Annotated in this window: 15 protein-coding genes and 2 pseudogenes; 7 read left to right on the top strand and 10 right to left on the bottom strand. The window is 47.7% G+C overall.

Going from position 1 to position 20655, the window contains the following annotated elements; translation table 11 throughout:
- Positions 1-395 (top strand): annotated as a pseudogene (locus FTU55_RS13090) (integrase core domain-containing protein); the annotation flags it as partial.
- 221 nt (positions 396-616) lie between these two features.
- Here FTU55_RS13090 and FTU55_RS13085 read toward each other — a convergent pair.
- A complete protein-coding gene (locus tag FTU55_RS13085) occupies positions 617-811 on the bottom strand; it encodes a heavy-metal-associated domain-containing protein (protein WP_005179178.1) in 195 nt (64 codons plus the stop codon).
- Between the two features lie 152 nt (positions 812-963).
- Between FTU55_RS13085 and FTU55_RS13080 the strand changes: the two genes are divergently transcribed.
- Both FTU55_RS13080 and cueR read left to right on the top strand, forming a co-directional pair.
- A complete protein-coding gene (locus FTU55_RS13080) occupies positions 964-3432 on the top strand; it encodes a heavy metal translocating P-type ATPase (protein WP_180047325.1) in 2469 nt (822 codons plus the stop codon).
- 72 nt (positions 3433-3504) lie between these two features.
- The gene (gene cueR / locus FTU55_RS13075; RefSeq protein WP_005179173.1) at positions 3505-3897 is read left to right on the top strand and encodes a Cu(I)-responsive transcriptional regulator; all 393 of its coding nucleotides are present in this window, start codon (positions 3505-3507) and stop codon (positions 3895-3897) included.
- Positions 3898-3966: 69 nt separating this feature from the next.
- On the opposite strand, the gene FTU55_RS13070 is transcribed toward cueR, so the two are convergent.
- Positions 3967-4599 carry a class I SAM-dependent methyltransferase gene (locus tag FTU55_RS13070; protein ID WP_005179171.1) on the bottom strand — a complete coding sequence of 211 codons (633 nt, stop codon included), beginning with the start codon at positions 4597-4599 and terminating at the stop codon, positions 3967-3969.
- A gap of 233 nt (positions 4600-4832) precedes the next feature.
- On the opposite strand from FTU55_RS13070, the gene FTU55_RS13065 reads away from it, so the two are divergent.
- Both FTU55_RS13065 and epmA read left to right on the top strand, forming a co-directional pair.
- Positions 4833-5900 carry a 4-phosphoerythronate dehydrogenase gene (locus tag FTU55_RS13065; RefSeq protein WP_180047323.1) on the top strand — a complete coding sequence of 356 codons (1068 nt, stop codon included), beginning with the start codon at positions 4833-4835 and terminating at the stop codon, positions 5898-5900.
- On the top strand, positions 5897-6871 hold the full coding sequence (gene epmA, locus FTU55_RS13060; protein WP_180047321.1) for an EF-P lysine aminoacylase EpmA: 975 nt from the start codon (positions 5897-5899) through the stop codon (positions 6869-6871). Before FTU55_RS13065 ends, epmA begins: the two co-directional genes overlap by 4 nt.
- A 97-nt stretch (positions 6872-6968) precedes the next feature.
- Here epmA and FTU55_RS13055 read toward each other — a convergent pair whose 3' ends face one another.
- From FTU55_RS13055 to FTU55_RS13025, 7 genes are all read right to left on the bottom strand, one after another.
- The gene (locus tag FTU55_RS13055) at positions 6969-8201 is read right to left on the bottom strand and encodes a multifunctional CCA addition/repair protein (protein ID WP_104488290.1); all 1233 of its coding nucleotides are present in this window, start codon (positions 8199-8201) and stop codon (positions 6969-6971) included.
- 89 nt (positions 8202-8290) lie between these two features.
- Positions 8291-10570 (bottom strand): NADP-dependent malic enzyme, encoded by a 2280-nt coding sequence (locus FTU55_RS13050; protein WP_104488292.1) that lies wholly within the window; start codon positions 10568-10570, stop codon positions 8291-8293.
- A 135-nt stretch (positions 10571-10705) separates the two neighbouring features.
- A complete protein-coding gene (locus FTU55_RS13045) occupies positions 10706-13582 on the bottom strand; it encodes an EAL domain-containing protein (RefSeq protein WP_180047318.1) in 2877 nt (958 codons plus the stop codon).
- Between the two features lie 160 nt (positions 13583-13742).
- Positions 13743-14459 (bottom strand): 16S rRNA (uracil(1498)-N(3))-methyltransferase, encoded by a 717-nt coding sequence (locus FTU55_RS13040; protein ID WP_104488295.1) that lies wholly within the window; start codon positions 14457-14459, stop codon positions 13743-13745.
- 24 nt (positions 14460-14483) lie between these two features.
- On the bottom strand, positions 14484-15320 hold the full coding sequence (gene metF, locus FTU55_RS13035) for a methylenetetrahydrofolate reductase [NAD(P)H] (protein ID WP_180047316.1): 837 nt from the start codon (positions 15318-15320) through the stop codon (positions 14484-14486).
- Positions 15321-15504: 184 nt separating this feature from the next.
- Positions 15505-16887, bottom strand: coding sequence for an adenosylhomocysteinase (gene ahcY / locus FTU55_RS13030; RefSeq protein ID WP_180047314.1), 1383 nt, complete (start codon positions 16885-16887; stop codon positions 15505-15507).
- Positions 16888-17220: 333 nt separating this feature from the next.
- A complete protein-coding gene (locus FTU55_RS13025) occupies positions 17221-17733 on the bottom strand; it encodes a tetratricopeptide repeat protein (RefSeq protein ID WP_180047312.1) in 513 nt (170 codons plus the stop codon).
- 235 nt (positions 17734-17968) lie between these two features.
- On the opposite strand from FTU55_RS13025, the pseudogene FTU55_RS13020 reads away from it, so the two are divergent.
- Both FTU55_RS13020 and FTU55_RS13015 read left to right on the top strand, forming a co-directional pair.
- A pseudogene (locus FTU55_RS13020) lies at positions 17969-19316 on the top strand (amidohydrolase).
- Positions 19317-19744: 428 nt separating this feature from the next.
- Complete coding sequence (locus FTU55_RS13015; RefSeq protein ID WP_005179143.1) at positions 19745-20005, top strand: hypothetical protein; 261 nt, start codon at positions 19745-19747, stop codon at positions 20003-20005.
- A 13-nt stretch (positions 20006-20018) separates the two neighbouring features.
- On the opposite strand, the gene FTU55_RS13010 is transcribed toward FTU55_RS13015, so the two are convergent.
- Positions 20019-20405 (bottom strand): carboxymuconolactone decarboxylase family protein, encoded by a 387-nt coding sequence (locus FTU55_RS13010; RefSeq protein WP_104484600.1) that lies wholly within the window; start codon positions 20403-20405, stop codon positions 20019-20021.
- Positions 20406-20655: the final 250 nt, after the last annotated feature.

The raw sequence follows: 20655 nt of genomic DNA, 5'->3' as shown, positions 1-20655 counted from the left end.
ATGAATACAGATATGGTGCTTGGTGCATTGGAGCAAGCATTGCACGATCGAGGTATGCCAAAGAATGTGATTCATCATTCCGATAGAGGTGTTCAATATCTTTCTATTCGCTATACCAATCGTTTAGAAGCTGCAAATTTACGAGCATCAGTCGGTACAACTGGTGATTCATATGATAATGCTCTGGCTGAAACGGTGAATGGCTTATACAAAACAGAAGTGATTGAATTTTAAAAGCAGATTAGCAAGGTTTAGCAGATGTACAACTTGCGACACTAAACTGGGTAGATTGGTTCAATAAAGAGCGTGTACATAGTGCATTGGGTTATGTATCGCCTTTTGATTTTGAAGCAATGTACTATGATAAGATTAACCCGTTAGGTCAGGTGGCCTAACTTAAATAAAAAGTCTCCGACAAACCCGGTACGGTTCACCCTATGAACGATTAAAAGAAAAATTATGTTAATATCTTGGTGTCAGTGGAAGTACTGGTATTCACATGTCCCCTTGTCCGTTATAGGTCATTCGTCTTATGCCGCCTCCCTGATGCTCGCGTCACGGAGGCGATTTTATTAAACGCTAATGGGACAGTAGCGGTTTTGAAAGTGCCTGGAAATTATTGTACTTCTGGCGGGAAACCATCTTCATTCAGCGCCGCCACCAGCTGATCTACGCTGGCACTGCTGTCAACGGTCACGATTTTACTGTCCAGATCAATGTCAACTTTGGCATTCGGGTCCACATCCTGAATGGTGGCTGTTACACCGCGGGCACAGCCGCCGCAAGTCATATTGGCAATATGCAGTTTCATTAAGATGCTCCATGAGTCATGTGAAGATGCTTTCAGTTTAAAGTTTGTCATGATGGGAAGGTCAAGCCAAATTTTTATGCGCAGAGACTTGACCTTCCCATGATGTCAATCTGTATGCTGTAAGAAAGTCTGGGTATTGGCCGAGGTAGGGCATGAGCATCTCCAATTCATCTGCTGTTTTTCGTGAAACATTGTCTATTCAGGGCATGACCTGTGCTTCATGTGTAGGCCGGGTGGAAAAAGCCTTAAAAAAAGTAGATGGGGTCGAGCAGGCCAATGTTAATCTGGCCACCGAACAGGCCGTGGTCGAATCTTCTGTACCACTTGATCGGGCTGCTTTGGTCAAAGCCATCGAGCGCGCCGGTTATGATGTGGTCGTCGCGGCACCCATCGAATTGTCGATTGATGGCATGACCTGTGCCTCCTGCGTGGCGCGGGTAGAAAAAGCCCTGAAAAAAGTGCCGGGGGTGCAGCAGGCTAATGTCAATCTGGCCACTGAGCAGGCCTGGGTCGAAGCCGATACTACGGTCAGTGCCGATAAACTGATTCAGGCCATCCGTAAGGCTGGTTATGATGCCCAGCTACAGACCACGACCACCACTGAACAGGCGGATCAGAAAGCCAGCGAGCAGCAGCAACTAAAACGTGATCTGATGATTTCCCTGGTGCTGGCCATTCCGGTATTTGTGCTGGAAATGGGCTCGCATTTAATTCCGGCTTTTCATATGTGGGTCATGCATCAGATCGGGCAGATGCCGAGCTGGCTGTTGCAGTTCGTGTTGACCACGCTGGTATTGCTATTTCCGGGCCGGCGTTTTTATCAAAAAGGCATTCCGGCCTTGCTGCGTTTCGCGCCGGATATGAACTCGCTGGTGGCAGTCGGAACCCTGGCCGCATACAGCTTTTCGGTGGTGGCGACTTTTATGCCACAGCTGTTACCGGAAGGCACGGTCAATGTCTATTTTGAAGCTGCCGCGGTGATTGTCAGCCTGATTCTGCTGGGTCGCTATTTTGAAGCCAAAGCCAAAGGCCGTACTTCGCAGGCAATTCAGCACCTGATCGGCATGCAGCCAAAAACTGCCCGCATTGTACGCAATGGCCAAAGTGTGGAAGTGCCGCTGGCTGAAGTCAGCTCGGGTATGCAGGTTGATATCCGCCCGGGAGAGCGGATTCCTGTGGATGGGGAAGTGCTGGAGGGCCGTAGTTATGTCGATGAATCCATGATTAGCGGAGAGCCGCTGCCAGTAGAGAAAATGGCAGGCAGCGCCGTGGTGGGCGGCACCATCAACCAGAATGGCAGTCTGAGCATCCGCGCAACTGCGGTGGGGGCAGATTCGGTGCTGGCGCAAATTATCCGCATGGTCGAGCAGGCGCAAGGCTCCAAACTGCCCATTCAGGCGCTGGTCGATAAAGTCACCATGTGGTTTGTGCCAGCCGTAATGCTAATGGCTGTGCTGACCTTTCTGGTCTGGCTGATTTTTGGTCCTGAACCGGCGCTGACCTTTGGTCTGGTCAATGCTGTAGCGGTGCTGATTATTGCCTGTCCATGTGCTATGGGGCTGGCCACTCCAACCTCGATTATGGTCGGCACTGGACGTGGGGCAGAAATGGGCATTCTGTTCCGTAAAGGCGAAGCCTTGCAGCTGTTACAGGAAGCGCAGGTGGTGGCGGTAGATAAAACCGGCACCTTAACCGAAGGCAAGCCGCAACTGACCGATTTTCATGTACAGGCCGGTTTTGAGCAGACGCAATTATTAAGCTGGGTGGCGGCGGTAGAAGCCAAGTCGGAGCATCCGATTGCCTTTGCTATTGTCGAAGCCGCGCAGCAACAAGGCTTATCTTTACCAGCTGTGAGCGATTTTGATTCGATTGTCGGGTCCGGCGTAAAAGGGCAGGTCAATGGTCAATGGCTGCATATTGGGGCTGACCGTTATATGCATCAGCTGGGTTTAAGTACCACAGCCTTTGATCAGGTTGCGGCACGTTTGGGTCAGGAAGGAAAAACACCACTGTATGTGGCGGTAGAGGATCAACTGGCGGCCATCATTGCCGTGGCCGATCCAATCAAAGACAGCACCTTTGCTGCGATTGAAGCGCTGCATCAATTAGGTGTTAAAGTGGCGATGATCACCGGTGATAACCGGCATACTGCTGAAGCGATTGCCCGGCAGCTAAAAATTGATACCGTGGTTGCCGAAGTCCTGCCGGAAGGCAAAGTCGATAGCGTACGTGAATTGCAGCAGCAATATGGCCGTCTGGCCTTTGTCGGCGATGGGATTAATGATGCCCCGGCGCTGGCACAGGCCGATGTCGGGCTGGCCATTGGCACCGGTACCGATGTAGCCATTGAAGCCGCCGATGTGGTGCTGATGTCCGGCAGTTTAAAAGGCATTCCCAATGCGATTGCTTTAAGTCAGGCCACTATCCGCAATATCCGCCAGAACCTGTTTTGGGCCTTTGTTTATAACGTGGCCTTAATTCCGATTGCCGCCGGCGTGCTGTATCCGCTGTGGGGCATTTTACTGTCGCCGATGTTTGCTGCAGGCGCAATGGCACTGTCATCCGTGTTTGTGCTGGGCAATGCTTTACGCCTGAAGCGCTTTGCCGCGCCGCTGCAATAGCCGTTGGCGTCAGGACATTTTCGGTTTAAGATCGGAGGCAGGTCTTAAACCGCCGTATTGAGCGAGAAGCATGTGAATATTGGTCAAGCCGCAAAGCAGTCGGGCATCTCTGCCAAAATGATCCGTTATTATGAAAGTATCGGCCTGCTCACGGCTGCCCAGCGCAGTGCTGCTGGTTATCGGGTCTATTCCGAGCAGGATTTAAAAACCCTGAATTTTATTCGTCATGCCCGCGAGCTGGGCTTTTCTACCGAGCAAATGAAAGAACTGATTTCGCTGTGGAAAAATAGCGGTCGCCAGAGTGCAGAAGTGAAAGCGCTGACCTTAAAACATATTGATGAGCTGAACCAGAAAATCCAGCGTTTACAGGACATGGTCAATTTGTTGCAGCAATCTGCGCAGCATTGTCAGGGCAATCACAGCGCGGAATGTGCCATTCTGGACCAGATTGAAAAAGGCGGATAAGCCAGTAAGCAGCAGGAATCGAATTGCAGGAGGATGAATCAATGCAGATTCATCCTCCTTTTTTATGCTTTATTTACGGATTTGAATGGCAAACTGAATCACATGCGACTTCCCCTGATGCAGCTGTCCTTCATGACGTTCCACTTCACCGACAAAGAAATGCAGCAGATGATCCTGCTGGAAGATCTCTAGAAAATCACGTGGATCATACAGCATGTCAGGATTGCCCGGGCCACCGGTGGCATAGGCCAGTTGTGCTTTGGAATAGACCTCGCCAATGAACCAGCCACCGGATTTCAGGCTATGACGCACGCCGTGCAGTAATTTCTGCTGGGTCGGCTGATTGACATGACCAAACACGCAAATCGCATGCTGAAACTGGTTTTCCGGCCATTCTACCTGACTTAAATCCACCGCGGCGGTGTCCAAGGTCAGCTGTTTGGCCTGGGCATGTTTTTGGGCTTTTTCAAGCGCAACAGTCGAATAATCCCAGAGTAGTCCGGCAAACGGCAGTTGCTGTTCACGGGCGCGCTCGGCCAGATAAATCAGGTTACGGCCTTCACCTTCAGCAATGCCCAGCGTAGCGCCAGAAATCGCTAACTGCTGGGCCATCTGCTGAATAAAAACGTTGGCCGCTTCGCCATATAAATGATCGGTGCTGTGGTAGCGTTCATCCCATGGATTGCTAAAGCGAGGTGTCATATGCAGGCCCTTCATTGGTTAAAAATAAACGGGGGAGAAGATTAAGACTGGCCTTGACTATAACATATTATAAAAACATATATTGTTTTATTCGGCTTCGGCAAGTTGTATTTGGGTGAAGCCTGATGGGCCGGCTTTGCTGCGGTTAATATTCAGTGTATTTACTGCAATAGCGCTTCATCCGCAGGGCCTTCAGGCGTTATCATGGACAGATCAAAGCATTGGATTGCCTTATGAAAATTATTGCCGATGAAAATCTGGCCTTTACCGATTATTTTTTTGCCGAGTTTGGTGAAATCTCCCATCGTCCGGGCCGGACCTTAACTGCGCAGGACCTGCACGATACCGAAGCCTTACTGGTGCGCTCGGTAACCAAGGTCAATGCCGAACTGATCCAGCACAGCAAGCTGCGTTTTGTGGGCAGTGCCACCATTGGTACCGATCATCTGGATATTGCCGCGCTGGAACAGCAGCAGATTCGCTGGTCCAATGCCGCCGGCTGTAATGCACAGGCGGTTGCCGAATATGTGATTACCGCCTTACTGCATGTGCGTCCAGCCTTACTGGAAGCAGGCCAGCAGTTCTGTCTGGGCATTATCGGACTGGGCAATGTCGGTTCGCGTCTGGCGGTAATGGCGGAACTGCTGGGCTGGAAAGTGGTGGCTTATGATCCTTTGGTGCAACGTGAAAGTGTGCAGCAACTGGCATTGGCAGACGTATTGGCTCAGGCCGATGCCATTTCGATTCATGTGCCGCTGACCAAAACCGGTCCGTATCCGACCTATCATCTGTTCAATGCCGAAACCCTGGCCCAGATGAAGCCGGATGCAATTTTAATTAACTCAGCGCGTGGTCCAGTGGTGGCAGAGCAGGCATTAATGACCGATATCCAGCAGACCGGGCGTGCGGTGGTGCTGGATGTATTTGAGCATGAACCGGAAATTTCTGCCGAATTATTACATCTGGTCACGTTGGTAACGCCGCATATTGCCGGTTACAGTCTGGAAGGCAAAGCCCGCGGCACACAAATGATTTATGTCGCTTTTTGTGAAGTCTTTGGGCAAGTGGCACATAAACGCTTTGAAAACCAGTTGCCGCCGTGCAGCGATTATTTTAGTGGTCAGCCGTTAAAAGCCGCACTGCAACAGCATCTGCCACAGATGTATGATATTGCCGCCGATGACGCCAAATTACGTGCCTGCTTAAAAGACGGCAAGGTCGATCAGCAGGCCTTTGACCATTTACGCAAGACTTATCCGCTGCGCCGTGAATGGGCTGCGCATGGAGGGCCAGCCGCATGAGCCTGAACTATCAGCCGACCTGTAGTCTTGAGGCTATGCGCGCCCGCGCCAAGATGTACGCCCAGATTCGCCAGTTTTTTGCTGAGCGCGAAGTGCTGGAAGTGGAAACGCCTATTTTGTCGCAGGCCGGTGTCACCGATGTACATTTAAGCTCGGTACAGGCCAAGCGTCATGTATTGGGCCAGCAGCAGACGCATTATCTGCAAACTTCGCCTGAATTTGCCATGAAACGCCTGCTGGCCAGTGGCAGTGGCCCGATTTACCAGATCTGCAAGGTGTTTCGTGATGATGAGCATGGCCGCAAACACAATAGCGAATTTACCATGCTGGAATGGTATCGCCCGGGTTTTAGCCTGAAAGAGCTGATGTTTGAAGTCACCGATTTACTCAATCTGATCTTGGCACAGCGTTTTGGTGAAGTACGTCCAACGGTACTGAGTTATAAACATGCTTTTATGGATCGGCTGGATCTGAATCCGCTGCAAGCGACATTGCAGGAACTGAAAGCCTGCTGTCAGCGTGTCGGGCTAAGCCTCGATTTAGGTGATGATCGTCTGGGCTATATCGACCTGTTGTTCTCGCATATGGTTGAGCCTAGTCTGGGCTTTGATACGCCGGTATTCCTGACTGATTTCCCGCCGGAACTGGCCTCACTGGCCAAAACTCGTGTCGATGAAGATGGCGAACTGGTTGCCGCCCGTTTTGAGCTGTACATTGAAGGGCTGGAACTGGCCAATGCCTATGATGAACTGGCTGATGCCGAGGTGCTCCGTGGCCGTTTTGAAGCCGACAATCAGGAGCGGGAAAAACTGGGCTTGCATGTGATGCCACTTGATGAATATCTGCTCAGTGCCTTGCCTCAGATGCCGCCATGTTCAGGTATTGCGCTGGGTATTGACCGTTTATTGATGGTTGCCACCCAGCAGATGCGTTTGGAACAGGTAATTACTTTTCCGGCCGAGCAGTCTTAAGGCGGCTTCATCCAGATCAGCACAGGGGGATGATTCATCCCTGATCAACAAAAATACCCGTGTATAGCACGGGTATTTTTAATTTTATGACTCAATTTTAGCTTGCGGCGGTATATTCTGCTTTCAGCACTTCAATGGCTTTAATGCGGCGCTGAATCAGCATTTCACCAATATCGGGGCCTTTAATCTCAGGTGGTAAATCCTGCGCTTTAATGCCGCGCACCACCTGCATGGCTTTTAGCACATAATCGGCCTGCGGATAGTCCCGATCTTCCATGCCTAAACGGCCACGCGAATCACATTCACAGGCCTGAACAAAGGCTTCTACCCGTTCCGGGCGACGCAACACATCCAGACGCTGTAGCAGACGCCATAAGGTGCCCGGTTTCAAGGTCAGGGCCTGATGGCATTTTAAATGTTCCTTGCACACCGCCAGTGCCAGCTGTTTGGTATAGGTCGGCACTTTCAGGCGGTCACACAGGTCAGTAACCGGCTGAATACCACGTTCTTCATGCATGATATGACGCGGTAATTCATCGGCTGGGGTCAGGGCCTTGCCCAAGTCGTGCACCAGCACGGCAAAACGCACATCCAGACTGTAATTCTGGCGGCAGGCCTGTTGCAGGGACATTAAGGTATGCACGCCGCAGTCAATTTCCGGATGATATTCCGGGCGCTGTGGAATCCCAAACAGGGCATCAATTTCCGGGAACAAGGCTTTTAAGGCACCGCAGCGACGCAGCACTTCAAAGTATTCATCGGCATGATCTTCCTGCAAGGCGCGTGCAGTTTCTTTCCAGACCCGTTCCGGGGTTAAGGTATCCAGCTCGCCAGATGCTGCCAGCGTGCGCATCAGGGTCAGGGTGTCATCGGCCACACGAAAGCCCAGCGCTTTATAACGCGCAGCAAAACGGGCAATTCTGAGTACACGTAATGGGTCTTCAACAAAGGCGTCGGAAACATGACGCAGCACTTTTTGCGCCAGATCCTGCTGTCCACCATAAGGATCATAGACCTGGCCGTTTTCATCCATGGCCATGGCATTAATGGTCAGGTCACGACGGATTAAATCTTCTTCCAGCGTGACATTGGGTGCAGTATAAAACTCGAAACCATGATAGCCCTGACCGGCTTTACGTTCGGTACGGGCCAGTGCATATTCTTCTTTTGATTCAGGATGTAAAAACACAGGGAAGTCTTTGCCCACGGGCTGATAGCCTTGGGCCAGAAGCTGTTCGGGTGTTGCCCCGACAACCACATAATCTTTTTCGTGATAGGGGTGCCCCAGCAAATGATCTCGCACCGCACCGCCTACTAAATAAACTTGCATGAAAAAACCTCTATTCTTGAGGTCATCATGCAACAGAATAGAGGTTTTCTCAAGTCAGAATGCCGAGCTTTTCACTCGGCATTCAGTTTTTATAGCGCGTCTTGTTCCGCTTGCTGAATTTCTGCCACGGTTAACGCAGTCATATTCACCACACGACGGGTGGTCGCTGTTGGCGTTAAAATATGTACCGGTTTCGCTGCGCCCAGCAAAATTGGACCAATGGTCACGTTGCTGCCTGAAGTCGATTTCAACAGGTTAAACGAAATATTGGCTGCATCCAGGTTCGGCATAATCAGCAGGTTAGCTGAACCTTTGAAGCGTGAGTTCGGGAATGCGAAATGGCGAATATTTTCGTCCAGTGCCGCATCACCATGCATTTCACCTTCCACTTCAAGTTCTGGTGCAATCTCAGACAGAATATCAAACACTTTACGCATTTTTTGCGCGCTGGCATCGTTCTGGTCTGAACCAAAGCTTGAATGCGACAGCAGGGCAATACGTGGTGTTACACCAAAACGGCGTACTTCTTCAGCGGCCAGAATGGTCATTTCAGCCAGCTGTTCAGCTGTCGGATTACGGTTGATGTAAGTGTCGGCAATAAACAGGTTACGATCTTCCAGCATCAGCGCATTCAGAGTGAAGAAAGTATTGTGACCTTCTTTCAGACCAATAATATTGCTGACGAAGTCTAAGTGAATGTCGTAGCTTGAATAAGTACCACATAACATACCGTCAGCCAGACCGTGTTTCACCAGCATTGCGGCAATTAGAGTCGAACGGCGACGTGCTTCACGCTGCGCATATTCAGGCGTTACACCTTTACGCTGCATGATGCTGTAGTAATCATCAGCGAATTTTTCGTAATCCGGGTTTTTCTCCTGGTCAACAATAGTGATATTCACACCATGTTCCAGACGTAAGCCCAGTTTCTTGATATTCGCTTCAATAACCGCGGTACGACCCACCAGAATCGGTTGTGCCAGACCTTCGTCCACTGCAATTTGTACTGCACGTAAAACGCGTAAGTCTTCGCCTTCTGCATAGGCAATGCGTTTCGGATCGGTTTTCGCCTGCGCAAAAATTGGTTTCATCATAAACGCAGAGTTATATACAAACTCTGACAGACGTTGATGATAAGCCGAGAAGTCCTGAATTGGACGTGTTGCCACGCCTGAATCCATCGCTGCTTTGGCAACCGCTGGAGCAATTTCAAGAATCAGACGCTGATCAAGCGGACGTGGAATTAAATAGTCACGACCAAATGAAGCAGATTTCTCACCATAGGATGCCGCATCTGCTTCTATGTGCGCCATACGTGCAATCGCGTGTACGCAGGCAATTTTCATTTCTTCGTTAATGGTGGTTGCACCGACATCTAGCGCACCACGGAAGATGTACGGGAAGCACAGCGCGTTATTCACCTGGTTCGGATAGTCGGAACGGCCGGTTGCCATAATTACATCATCACGTACTTCGTGGGCATGTTCAGGCAGAATTTCCGGGTCCGGGTTAGCCAGAGCGAAGATGATTGGATTAGCCGCCATCTGCTTGACCATTTCTTTGGTCAGAATACCGGCAGCAGAGAGACCGAGGAACATATCGGCACCGGCAATTACATCGGCCAGTTGGGTTGCTTCAATATCCTGTACGTAGCGTTTTTTCGACTCGTCCAGACCTTCACGTTTGGTGGTCAATAGACCGCGTGAGTCCGCCACAATAATATTTTCTTTTTTCGCACCCAGGGCACAAAGCAGGTCCAGGCACGACAGGGCAGCAGCACCGGCACCTGAAGCCACAATCTTGATTTCGGCAATGTTTTTGCCGTTCAGTTGTAGCGCATTCAGCAGCGCAGAACCGACGATAATTGACGTACCATGCTGGTCATCATGGAACACCGGAATGTTCATGCGTTCACGCAGTTTTTGCTCAATGTAGAAGCATTCTGGTGCCTTGATGTCTTCAAGGTTAATCCCGCCAAAGGTTGGTTCGAGTGCAGCAACGATATCAACGATTTTGTCTGGATCATTTTCAGCGATTTCAATGTCAAATACATCGACGCCGGCGAATTTCTTGAACAGAACGCCTTTACCTTCCATAACCGGTTTAGACGCTAAAGGACCGATGTTCCCTAAACCTAGTACAGCGGTACCGTTACTCACCACGGCAACCAGGTTGCCACGTGCTGTATACAGTGCTGCAGTAGAAGGATCTCGTTCAATCTCTAAACATGGTGCCGCGACACCAGGTGAGTATGCAAGCGCTAAGTCACGTTGGTTGACCAGCTGCTTACTTGGGGTAACGCTGATTTTACCTGGAGTAGGAAATTCGTGATAATACAAAGCCTGCTGTTTTAATGATTGATCGTCCATCTGAATCTCGTATGTTACTGTGTCCAGCGATGCTGGCGGTTTGTGCTAAATCTGCTCGAATATACCATTACTTACGCACTAAGCACAGTCAAAGCTGCGCATTTTTAGAACAAACTTAGAAGTTTAAGCTATAGATTAAGATTCACTAACAATAAGTAGTGTCTGCATTTTTTCACTCAGGAAGCGGGTCGCATCCTGTTGTGGCAGCGGTTTGGAGAATAAAAAGCCCTGGGCGATGTCGCAATCGAGCTTTCTGAGGTACTGAAGTTGATGTTCAGTTTCAATACCTTCAGCGACAATGGTCATGCCCATGGCTTTGCCCATGGCAATCATGGCACTGACAATGGCTTCCTGCTTGCTGTGGCCAATCTTGGACACAAAGCTGCGGTCGATCTTTAAAACATCTATAGGAAAATCGGTTAAGTAAGAGAGGGAAGAATAACCGGTACCAAAATCATCCAGCGAAATATGAATATGGCGCTTCTTGATTTCTTCCAGAATATATTTGACCTCGTCGGTATTTTCCAGCAACGACGATTCAGTAATTTCCAGTTCCAGGCTTTCACCGGAAATATGATAGGTATTGAGCGCCTCATCAATATCTTCCAGCAAATGTCCGCGTTGTAGCTGCTGCGCCACAATATTGACCGAAACCCGGATGTTATCAAAGCCCAGTGCCTGCCAGTCCCGAATCTGCTTGGCGGTTTGCTGAATTACGATATGGCCAATCTCTGAAATCAGGCTGGTTTGCTCGGCAATTGGAATAAATAAGCCGGGTGGAATCAGGCCTTTTTCCGGATGGTTCCAGCGTACCAAGGCTTCAAAACCGGAGACCTGCTGATCATGGAAATTGATTTTTGGCTGGTAATAGACGATCAGCTCATCATTTTTAATGGCCTGACGTAAATCGCGCTCAATGTGCACGTCCTGCTCTAACAGCTTGGTGGTTTCCAGCGAATAGTATTTGGTGGTATTGCCACCCAGACGCTTGGCTTCCGACAGCGCCTGTTCGGCACAGTTGTTTAAATAATCCAGCTGCCGGCCATGTTCAGGATATAAAGACACGCCCATCGACAGGGTAATAATATGGTCCTGACCCTGGATATTAAACGGCGCCGAGAAGGCTTTGGTAATACGTTCGCAATGCTGCTGCACCGATGGGCGAATATGTGACAGCTCATAAATAATGGCAAAGTCATCGCCATTTAAATGCGCCACCAACAGCGCTTCGGCATTAATGAGGCGTAAACGCTGTGCCACCTGTCTTAGCAGTTCATCGCCGCCATTATGGCTTAAATATTCATTCAGCACCCGGAACCGGTCGATGTTCAGGCGAATCACCGCCAGCTGTTTAATCGAATCCTGATGGGACACCAGATACTGATGCAGCTGATAGTTATAATAAAACCGGTTAGGCAGATCGGTCAGCGTGTCATAATTTTCCAGATAGGACAGGCGCTGTTCCTGCCGGCGGCGCTCGGTTAAATCCGAGACAATCCCGACATAATGGGTAGAGCGGTTCTGCTCATTGCTGACGGTATTCATGTGCAGGCGGATGGTCAGCTCTTTGCCCGACAGGTATTTTTCATCCATTTCGCCATCATATTCGCCTTCTTTGAGCAGTTGCTTGACAATGGCATTGTGCATACTGCGGTGCCGTGATTTGTAATTGCTGGCAATATCAAACAGATGTTTGCCAATAATCTGCTCGCGACTAAAGCCGGTCAGCTGTTCAAAGCACGGATTGACCTCAATATAACGCAGGTCCTCATTCAGAATAAAAATCCCTTCTGCTGCCTGCTGTAGTACGCTGGCGGTCAGTTTCAGGCGTTCCTGATCAGTTTTTTCCTGATGGATGTCACGGCGGATACCGACCATGCGTAATGGACGCCGGGTTTCGGGGTCACGCTCAATCACACGGCCAACATCATGTACCCAGACCCATTTGCCATTGCTTTGCTGTACCCGGTAGGTCACTTCATAGCGGTCGGTCTGGCCACGCAGATGCTGCTTCATGGTGTTACGAAAATGCGCCAGATCATCCGGGTGAATCAGTTGCTGCAGTTTGTGATGATGGGCTTTGGAGCCGGACATTTTCAGCTGCTGGTGTTCATTGGTCAGGGTAATCAGGCGATGCTTGATGTCCCAATCCCATGGTTTTAACCCGGCCACTTCATGCGCCAGCACCAGATTGGCCTGTTGATCTTGCAGGGCTTTATGGATTTGCTCCAGATCAAAGGTCCGCTCTTTCACTTTCTGTTCCAGCATCTGGTTATTAAACTGCAACTGCTGCTCAATGTCTTTGGAGCGGTTCATTTCCGTTTGCAGTTGCTGGCATAGCTGGTCGGTCCAGGCCACTTGCTGTTCGGCCTGTTTTTTCAGCTGATTATTCTTGAAATAGACGCTAGATAGCCGGCGATGCATGTGCATGGAGGTATTGGCACAAATCAGCAGACAGATTAAGGCAAAGTTGGTGGCCAGATAAAACAGCGGTTCGGTGTTGCTGTTAAAGAACAGTGGGGAAATTAAATACGGCACAATGGCCGGAATAAATACCAGCGAAAAATAGCTCAGGCGCTGGGTTAAAAAGGTGAGGGCAAAGGTCTGGCTAATAATCACCAGCAAAGCCGCCAGAATAATGGCCTGATAGGTGCTCATCTCCAGACTGTACTTCGGCAGGAAATAGTACAGCAGGGCAATGCCAATACCAAGGCTAATGCCCACCAGCAGGCATACCAGCTTGATCCAGCGATGTGCCATTTGAATACTGTATTGACCGGGCTTAAAGCGCATTTCATTAAAGAACAGGCAGCCGGCCAGCCCCAGTTCACTCAGCAGGAACCAGGCATTAAACGCGAAAGTTGAAAAATTAAAAGAGTAGTGAAAAATAAAATAAATATAAAAACAGAGAATGAGGATGCTCAGCAAAAAGAAGCGCATCAGCCGGATTGTATTGGTGATTTGGGCAGCATACAAATACTGCTCCATGAGCTCATCCTGATGGTCTGACATATATCCCCAAAACCCTATAAATTACAGAGTATGTAAAAATCCATTTTATTTTATGAATAACCTGATATTAGGTGAAATTGTAAAATAATATTTTGAGATTAGTCAGTAAACTTTAAAAAAGCAATCATCTGACTCAGCATTCAGCTAAAAATAAGACGAATTACACGCTGAAGTTAAAATTTAAAATAGAAAGTGCGACCACAGGCGCAGTTTCAGTTCTTAACACGCGCTCGCCTATACACCAGTTCACAAAACCTTTCGTATTTGCGCTACTGATTTCGGCCTCGCTCAGGCCGCCTTCAGGCCCAATTAACAGGGCAAGTTCTGGCGTGGCATTGTGTAAGACATTCACTTCATCTTTGTTGGGTGCTAATACCAGTTTGGTGGCTGGCAGATCGGTATCGAGCCATTTTTCCAGCGACATCGGCGGGAGAATTTTAGGCACAATATTCAGACCACATTGCTCACAAGCAGCAATGGCGATACCTTGCCAGTGATCCAGTTTTTTCTGGTCACGGTCGTATTTCAGACGCATTTCGCAGCGTTCAGAGGTGAGGAGCTGAATCTCGGAAACGCCGAGTTCCACAGCTTTTTGAATGGCATAATCCATCCGGTCGCCCTTACTCATGACCTGACCGAGCAGGGCCTTGAATTTAGGTGTACGGTTGCCCGGATTAAAGCTGTTGACCATCACCGTTGCTGTTTTTTTCTGGACGTCGGTAAGGGTCACTTCATATTCGCCACCTTGTCCATTGAACAGGGTGGCTGTGTCGCCCACTTGTGCGCGCAGTACTTTACACCAATGGTGAAACACGGTTTCGGTCAGCGCGAGCTGCGTATCAACCGTTAATTCAGCTTCAATATAAAAACGTGGCATAAAGTACAACTCGCAAAAAAGAAATTAGGCTAAACCAAGATCAGTCACAAGCTGACGGGTAGGCTCGGTATTGTTCATGGTGTAGAAATGCAGACTTGGCGCACCACCTGCAATCAGGCGTTCACAGAATTTCAGCACCACTTCATGACCAAAGGCTTTAATCGATGCCGTGTCATCACCATATGTCGCCAGTTGCTTGCGAATCCAGCGTGGAATTTCAGCACCAGTACTATCGGCAAAGCGAATCAGGTTGCTGGCATTGGTAATTGGCATAATACCCGGCGCCACCGGAATATTGACACCGGCTTGCTGAATACGCTCAACAAAGTAGAAGTAGGCATCCGGATTGAAAAAGAATTGCGTTAAGGCTGCATTGGCGCCGGCATTTACTTTTTCAACAAAATGCTGAATATCTTTATCAAAGCTTTCCGCTTGTGGGTGCATTTCCGGATAGGCAGCCACTTCAATATGGAAATGATCACCGGAATGTTCACGAATAAAGCGAACTAAATCCTGTGCATAAGGAAGTTCACCTAAGCCCACTTGACCAGATGGTAAGTCACCACGTAGTGCGACAATACGGTGAATGCCTTGCGCTTTATAGATATCAAGCAATTCAGCAATGCGTGCTTTGTCATCACCGATACAAGAGAGGTGAGGAGCTACAGGCGTGCCTTTGCCATTAAAATCTGCAATAGTAGAGAGCGTACGTTCACGTGTTGAACCACCTGCACCATACGTTACAGAGAAAAATTCTGGATTGAGTAACTGTAGTTCTTGGTGAACAACTTTTAGTTTTTCCGCACCTGCATCAGTTTTGGTTGGGAAAAACTCAAAAGAAATCGGAATCTGTTTAGACATGTTGAAATCCTTTTTTATAAATACTTATATTTAATAGATTACCCTCATCCTAACCTTCTCCCAGAGGGAGAAGGGACTTTCTTTGTGATTGTTAAAGTCTTTAAGACTCACCCTCTAACAATTTTCAAAGTGGAAGTCTCCCTCTCCTTATAGGAGAGGGTTGGGGAGAGGTGAAAATAAAAAATTAGTATTTATAAGCATCCGATTTAAACGGACCTTCAACAGAGACACCAAGATAGTCTGCTTGTTCTTGTGTCAATTGAGTGAGAACACCACCGAAACCTGCAACCATTGCTGCTGCAACTTCTTCGTCCAATTTCTTAGGTAGGAGTTCAACACGGATTTTCGCAGCTTTTTCAGCTTCAGGAAGATCAGCAAATTTCTCAGCGAACAAGTGCATTTGACCTAAAACCTGGTTGGCAAATGAACCGTCCATCACGCGTGATGGGTGACCTGTTGCGTTACCCAGGTTCACTAAACGACCTTCAGACAGCAGGATCAGGTAATCGTTTTCATTTTCTGAACGATACACCTGGTGAACTTGAGGTTTCACTTCAACCCACTTGTAACCACGTAGGTAGTTGGTGTCGATTTCAGTGTCAAAGTGACCGATGTTACATACAACAGCACCTGCTTTTAATGTATCCAGCATGGCAGCGTCACAAACGTGGTAGTTACCCGTTGTTGTTACGATCAGGTCAGTGTTTAAAAGAAGGTCAGCGTTAACGTCTTCTTTCTTGCCGGTTTGAACACCATTTTTGTATGGAGAAACCACTTCATAACCGTCCATGCAGGCTTGCATTGCACAGATAGGATCGATTTCAGAAACACGTACGATCATGCCTTCTTGACGAAGTGATTGCGCAGAACCTTTACCTACGTCACCGTAACCAATGACCAGCGCACGACGACCAGATAAAAGCATATCGGTTGCACGTTTGATGGCATCGTTGAGTGAGTGACGGCAACCGTATTTGTTGTCGTTTTTAGACTTGGTTACTGAATCGTTTACATTGATTGCAGGTACTTTCAGAGAACCGTCTTTCCACATTTCAAGCAGACGTTGTACACCTGTGGTGGTTTCTTCAGTAATACCGTGGATTTTCGCCAAAACTTCTGGGTATTTTTCGTGAACAAGTGCAGTTAAGTCACCGCCATCGTCCAGAATCATGTTGGCATCCCAAGGCGTGCCATTCACGTTAATTTGTTGCTCTAAGCACCACATGTATTCTTCTTCAGTTTCACCTTTCCAAGCGAACACAGGAACACCAGACGCAGCAATGGCAGCAGCAGCGTGGTCTTGAGTCGAGAAGATGTTACAAGAGGTCCAGCGTACTTCAGCGCCAAGTTCAACCAAAGTTTCGATCAGAACAGCTGTTTGGATTGTCATGTGGATACAACCCAGGATTTTAGCGCCAGCAAGTGGTTTAGCCGCAGAGTAGCGTTTACGCAGACCCATCAGGGCTGGCATTTCAGCTTCTGCAAGTTTGATTTCTTTACGACCGAAGTCTGCTAAAGTGATGTCTGCTACTTTGTAATCAGTAAATGAAGCATTAACCGCGTTCATCACGATCTCCTTAATAAAAACAATTGATCATTCAGTTCGCGGATGCCGTTGTTGATCAAAGCGGATGTTTGACCGATGGTCGAGCCTAGCGCTTTTACATTTCGTACCTGTAAAACGTCGCAGCATCCCTCGACTAGCGCAGTATTGTACTTGGAAATTGCCCAGAGTTCCAATCTGAAATTGTTGAATATCTGGCTAAACTGTTCCGGTTTCTCGCTGTAGTGTTCTTTGATCTCCAAAACAATTAAAAATTCCGGCTAATCCAGCGCCTATCTCCATGCATCAATATAAAAAAGCCCATCATCTGATGAGGTTTTGATCGGGTTGAATGGGTTAATCGGCAGCTTTGGCTTTTTCGGCCCAGTAATCTGCCTGTGCTTCATTAATCTCGACCCCCAGGCCATGTTCATAAATACAAGCCAAATCACGCATGGCCTGTGCATCGCCCAGTTCAGCGGCTTGCTGAACCAAATTTACCGAGGTCGGAATATCTTTTTCTACCACATTCCCACGACGATAATAGCCAGCCAGCTCCAGAATTGCGCCTGCATGTTTCTGTTCGCTTGCCTGTTTCAACCAGTAATAGGCTAACTCAAAGTGAGTTTTGGAATCTTCAGGATCATTTTCCTGCACGTCTTTGGCATAAACGGTGTAGCCTTCGCCCAACCAGTACATGGCTTCCAAATGACCATTTTCAGCAGCTTTTAAGGCCCATTCTTCAGCCAGCAGGTTGTCATCTTCATGCTCGCTTTGCATATACAATTCAGCCAGCTCAAACTGGGCATCGGCTTGGCCTGCAAGCGCACGGTTAATCAGGGCGGGAGGAACAGTGATGGCGTCCGACATGGTCATATCCAGAAAATATTTGCTATAAGCCTAAAAGGTCTGCCGGAAAAAAGCCAATCTGAAATGAAATGTTTTGAGTCATAGTGCAAAATTGCTCACTAAATTGTGGTAATTTTCAACTTTTAAAATATCAAGTATAGTGCAAATGACTATATAAAACTACATCAATAGCCTTGTATTTTAACCCTAAATTCTCCGAAGATAAGATTTTAAATAGTTATAAAATGGAGTTTCCATGCAGCTCACTAAAACCTGTCTTAGCTTGGGGTTAGCCATGAGTATCTCTCAGTTTTCTTTTGCAGACTGGGTGGATGATGCCGCTACAAAAGTCGAGCAGCATACCATTCAATTGTGTCATCATATTCACGCCAATCCTGAACTTGGCAATATGGAATTTAAAACGTCGGAACTGGTGCAAAAAGAATTACGCTCTTACGGCATTGAAGTGAAAAAAGGCTTTGCCAAAACCGGTGTGATTGGCGTATTAAAAGGTGCAAAACCGGGCCCGATTATGGCCTTACGTGCCGATATAGATGCCTTACCGATGGAAGAAAAAGCCCAGGTACCTTTTGCCAGTAAAGCCAAAGGTATTTATTAGGGCGCAGAAACACCGGTTGCGCATGCCTGCGGACATGATACCCACACTGCCATGCTATTAGGTGCGGTCAAGGCACTGGCAGAGAATAAAGATAAAATTGCCGGAACCGTGGTCTTTGTATTCCAGCCTGCGGAAGAAGGTGGTGCCGATATTGATAACTTCCTGAATGGTGATCAGGTCGGTGCACGTAAAATGATTGCCGATGGCGCACTGAATAATCCAAAACCTGAAGGGATTTTTGGGATGCACGTGATGATGGCGGGTATGCCAAGTGGCAATATCTTCTATAAAGATGGTGTGGCTTTAAACAGTGCCGATGGAATCCGCGTGACTTTAACCGGGTCAGCAGGTACATGGTTGCATGCCGTGGAAAGGACGTGATTCTATTGTCGCCGCGGCCGATATTATCCAGAATTTACAGACTATGGTGTCTCGTCATGCTGACTTGAGTAAAGGCATGGGCGTGGTCAGTATCGGGCAGATTCAGGGTGGTACCAGTGGTAATATCTTGCCTGAACAGGTTTCGATGATCGGAACCATTCGTTCCAATCATGAAGATATCCGTCAAAGCATCTACAAAAACCTGCCAACCATGATTGATCACACCGCGCAAGCCAATGATGTAAAAGCCAAAGTGGAAATTTCACCGTATGCGCCGGTCACCACCAATGATAAAACCTTAACTGAATTGATGGCGCCATCTTTAATTCAGGCCGCGGGTGCAGGTAAGGCGCATGTTTTAGAACATAACCAGAGCGCCAGTGAAGACTTTTCTTATTATGGCCAGCTGATGCCATCTTTATTTGTATTCCTGGGTGCGACACCAGCTGATCAGGATATGAGTAAAGCCGCACCGAACCATAACCCGTACTTTATTGTCGATGATAAAACCTTAAAAACCGGGGTAGAGTCGCATATGCGTTTTATTCTGGATTATCCAAAAGTTGCCAGCCAGGTACAAAGTGCATGGAAGGCTAAAAAATAATGGTCTTGACCCTATAAAACTCAAGAGAAAAACGGAGCAAATCGGCTCCGTTTTTTATGGCTCATAGATAGAACAATCAAATATCCGCTTTGAAATATAAAATTGAGCAGGAGAGAGTTAGGTAATAACGATGGAAGTTTAACGGAACCCATATATCAAAATAGCCTAAGTTATTTAATCTATTTTACCTCTCAGAACCTGATCATGCGTTAATTATAAAATGAAGATTTATTCCTTGTTTGCGTCTGTTATGACTTAGAGAGAAAACCAGGATAAGGGAGTTTTTGATTTATCAGAGGATGGATAACAGCAGTCGATGTAAACCAATTCATCTTTAATTTAAATTACTTACAAAAATAGAGTTGAGCGGAGCCGTAGCATTTTTTAAGTTAGACCCATACAACGGAACAAAAAAAGAGAAGAAAAAAATGGTGAACTTTCTAACCGCAGAAGATGCAAAAGTGCTTTCGGCGCATGCCAATCTGGACATCAACCTGTATAAAGCGCGTTTAGCCAGTTTAATTGAAGAGAATGCCAAGCAGGGCAACACTGCAGTATTTACGGTATTGCCCAAACATTTGCCTTTGGAAGAAATTCGCAATCTCTCTGCCGAACTGACCCAGCTTGGTTATCAGGTACGTTTTGAAGTCAGTGAATTCTTTTACAGCTTTAATGTGTACTGGATTTAAACCCGTTCGAAATTTACGAGTTGGCCTGATAGTCCTGAATGACTTCTAACGCCGCACGGAAGGCCTCTTGCGTAGCCGGTGCGCCGCAATAGGGCAGGCTATGTAGCAGCACTTCCTGAATTTCTTCCACTGTCGCGCCATTATTTAAAGCCCCGCGTACATGACCTTTTAATTCAGTCGGGCTTTTGAGCGCAGTTAAAAAGGCAATTGTCACCAGTGAACGATATTTGCGCGGCAATACATCTTCACGTTGCCAGGTAGAACCCCAGGCATGTTCATTAATCCAGTCCTGCAAAGGCTGGGTAAACGGCACAGTATTGTCCTGCGCACGTTTCACAAAACTTTCACCCATGACTTCGGTACGTACTTTTAAACCATTGTCATAATCTTGTTGTGACATCTTGTTTCCCTCAATATTGTTTTCGATGTAGCTTAACGGCTTATGCAGTCTATACTATTGGAAGATGGTCGTAGAATGCCTGTCAGAAGTGTCATTTCCAGTCCATAAAAAAGTGGCCCAAAAGCCACTGCTGTCCCATAGTTTGCTTTAAATAAAAAAACCTGAGTCCTAACAGTTAAAATATGAGTGTAAACAAACACTTTAACGACCAGGATTCAGGTTTTGTCACATCAGAATACCGTATTTCATG

Source organism: Acinetobacter sp. YH12117, from assembly GCF_013418865.1.
Classification (GTDB): domain Bacteria; phylum Pseudomonadota; class Gammaproteobacteria; order Pseudomonadales; family Moraxellaceae; genus Acinetobacter; species Acinetobacter indicus.
Note: the sequence above shows the minus strand (reverse complement) of the source record. Positions and strands in the feature narration are given on the sequence as shown.

Bases quoted from the DNA above. Each gene is read 5' to 3' on its own strand.
- FTU55_RS13070 (WP_005179171.1), bottom strand. From the start codon at position 4,599: ATGACACCTCGCTTTAGCAATCCATGGGATGAACGCTACCACAGCACC.
- ahcY (WP_180047314.1), bottom strand. From the start codon at position 16,887: ATGAACGCGGTTAATGCTTCATTTACTGATTACAAAGTAGCAGACATC.
- FTU55_RS13050 (WP_104488292.1), bottom strand. From the start codon at position 10,570: ATGGACGATCAATCATTAAAACAGCAGGCTTTGTATTATCACGAATTT.
- metF (WP_180047316.1), bottom strand. From the start codon at position 15,320: ATGTCTAAACAGATTCCGATTTCTTTTGAGTTTTTCCCAACCAAAACT.
- FTU55_RS13025 (WP_180047312.1), bottom strand. From the start codon at position 17,733: ATGTCGGACGCCATCACTGTTCCTCCCGCCCTGATTAACCGTGCGCTT.
- FTU55_RS13080 (WP_180047325.1), top strand. From the start codon at position 964: ATGAGCATCTCCAATTCATCTGCTGTTTTTCGTGAAACATTGTCTATT.
- FTU55_RS13055 (WP_104488290.1), bottom strand. From the start codon at position 8,201: ATGCAAGTTTATTTAGTAGGCGGTGCGGTGCGAGATCATTTGCTGGGG.
- FTU55_RS13045 (WP_180047318.1), bottom strand. From the start codon at position 13,582: ATGTCAGACCATCAGGATGAGCTCATGGAGCAGTATTTGTATGCTGCC.
- FTU55_RS13010 (WP_104484600.1), bottom strand. From the start codon at position 20,405: ATGTCACAACAAGATTATGACAATGGTTTAAAAGTACGTACCGAAGTC.
- FTU55_RS13040 (WP_104488295.1), bottom strand. From the start codon at position 14,459: ATGCCACGTTTTTATATTGAAGCTGAATTAACGGTTGATACGCAGCTC.
- FTU55_RS13015 (WP_005179143.1), top strand. From the start codon at position 19,745: ATGGTGAACTTTCTAACCGCAGAAGATGCAAAAGTGCTTTCGGCGCAT.
- epmA (WP_180047321.1), top strand. From the start codon at position 5,897: ATGAGCCTGAACTATCAGCCGACCTGTAGTCTTGAGGCTATGCGCGCC.
- FTU55_RS13065 (WP_180047323.1), top strand. From the start codon at position 4,833: ATGAAAATTATTGCCGATGAAAATCTGGCCTTTACCGATTATTTTTTT.
- FTU55_RS13085 (WP_005179178.1), bottom strand. From the start codon at position 811: ATGAAACTGCATATTGCCAATATGACTTGCGGCGGCTGTGCCCGCGGT.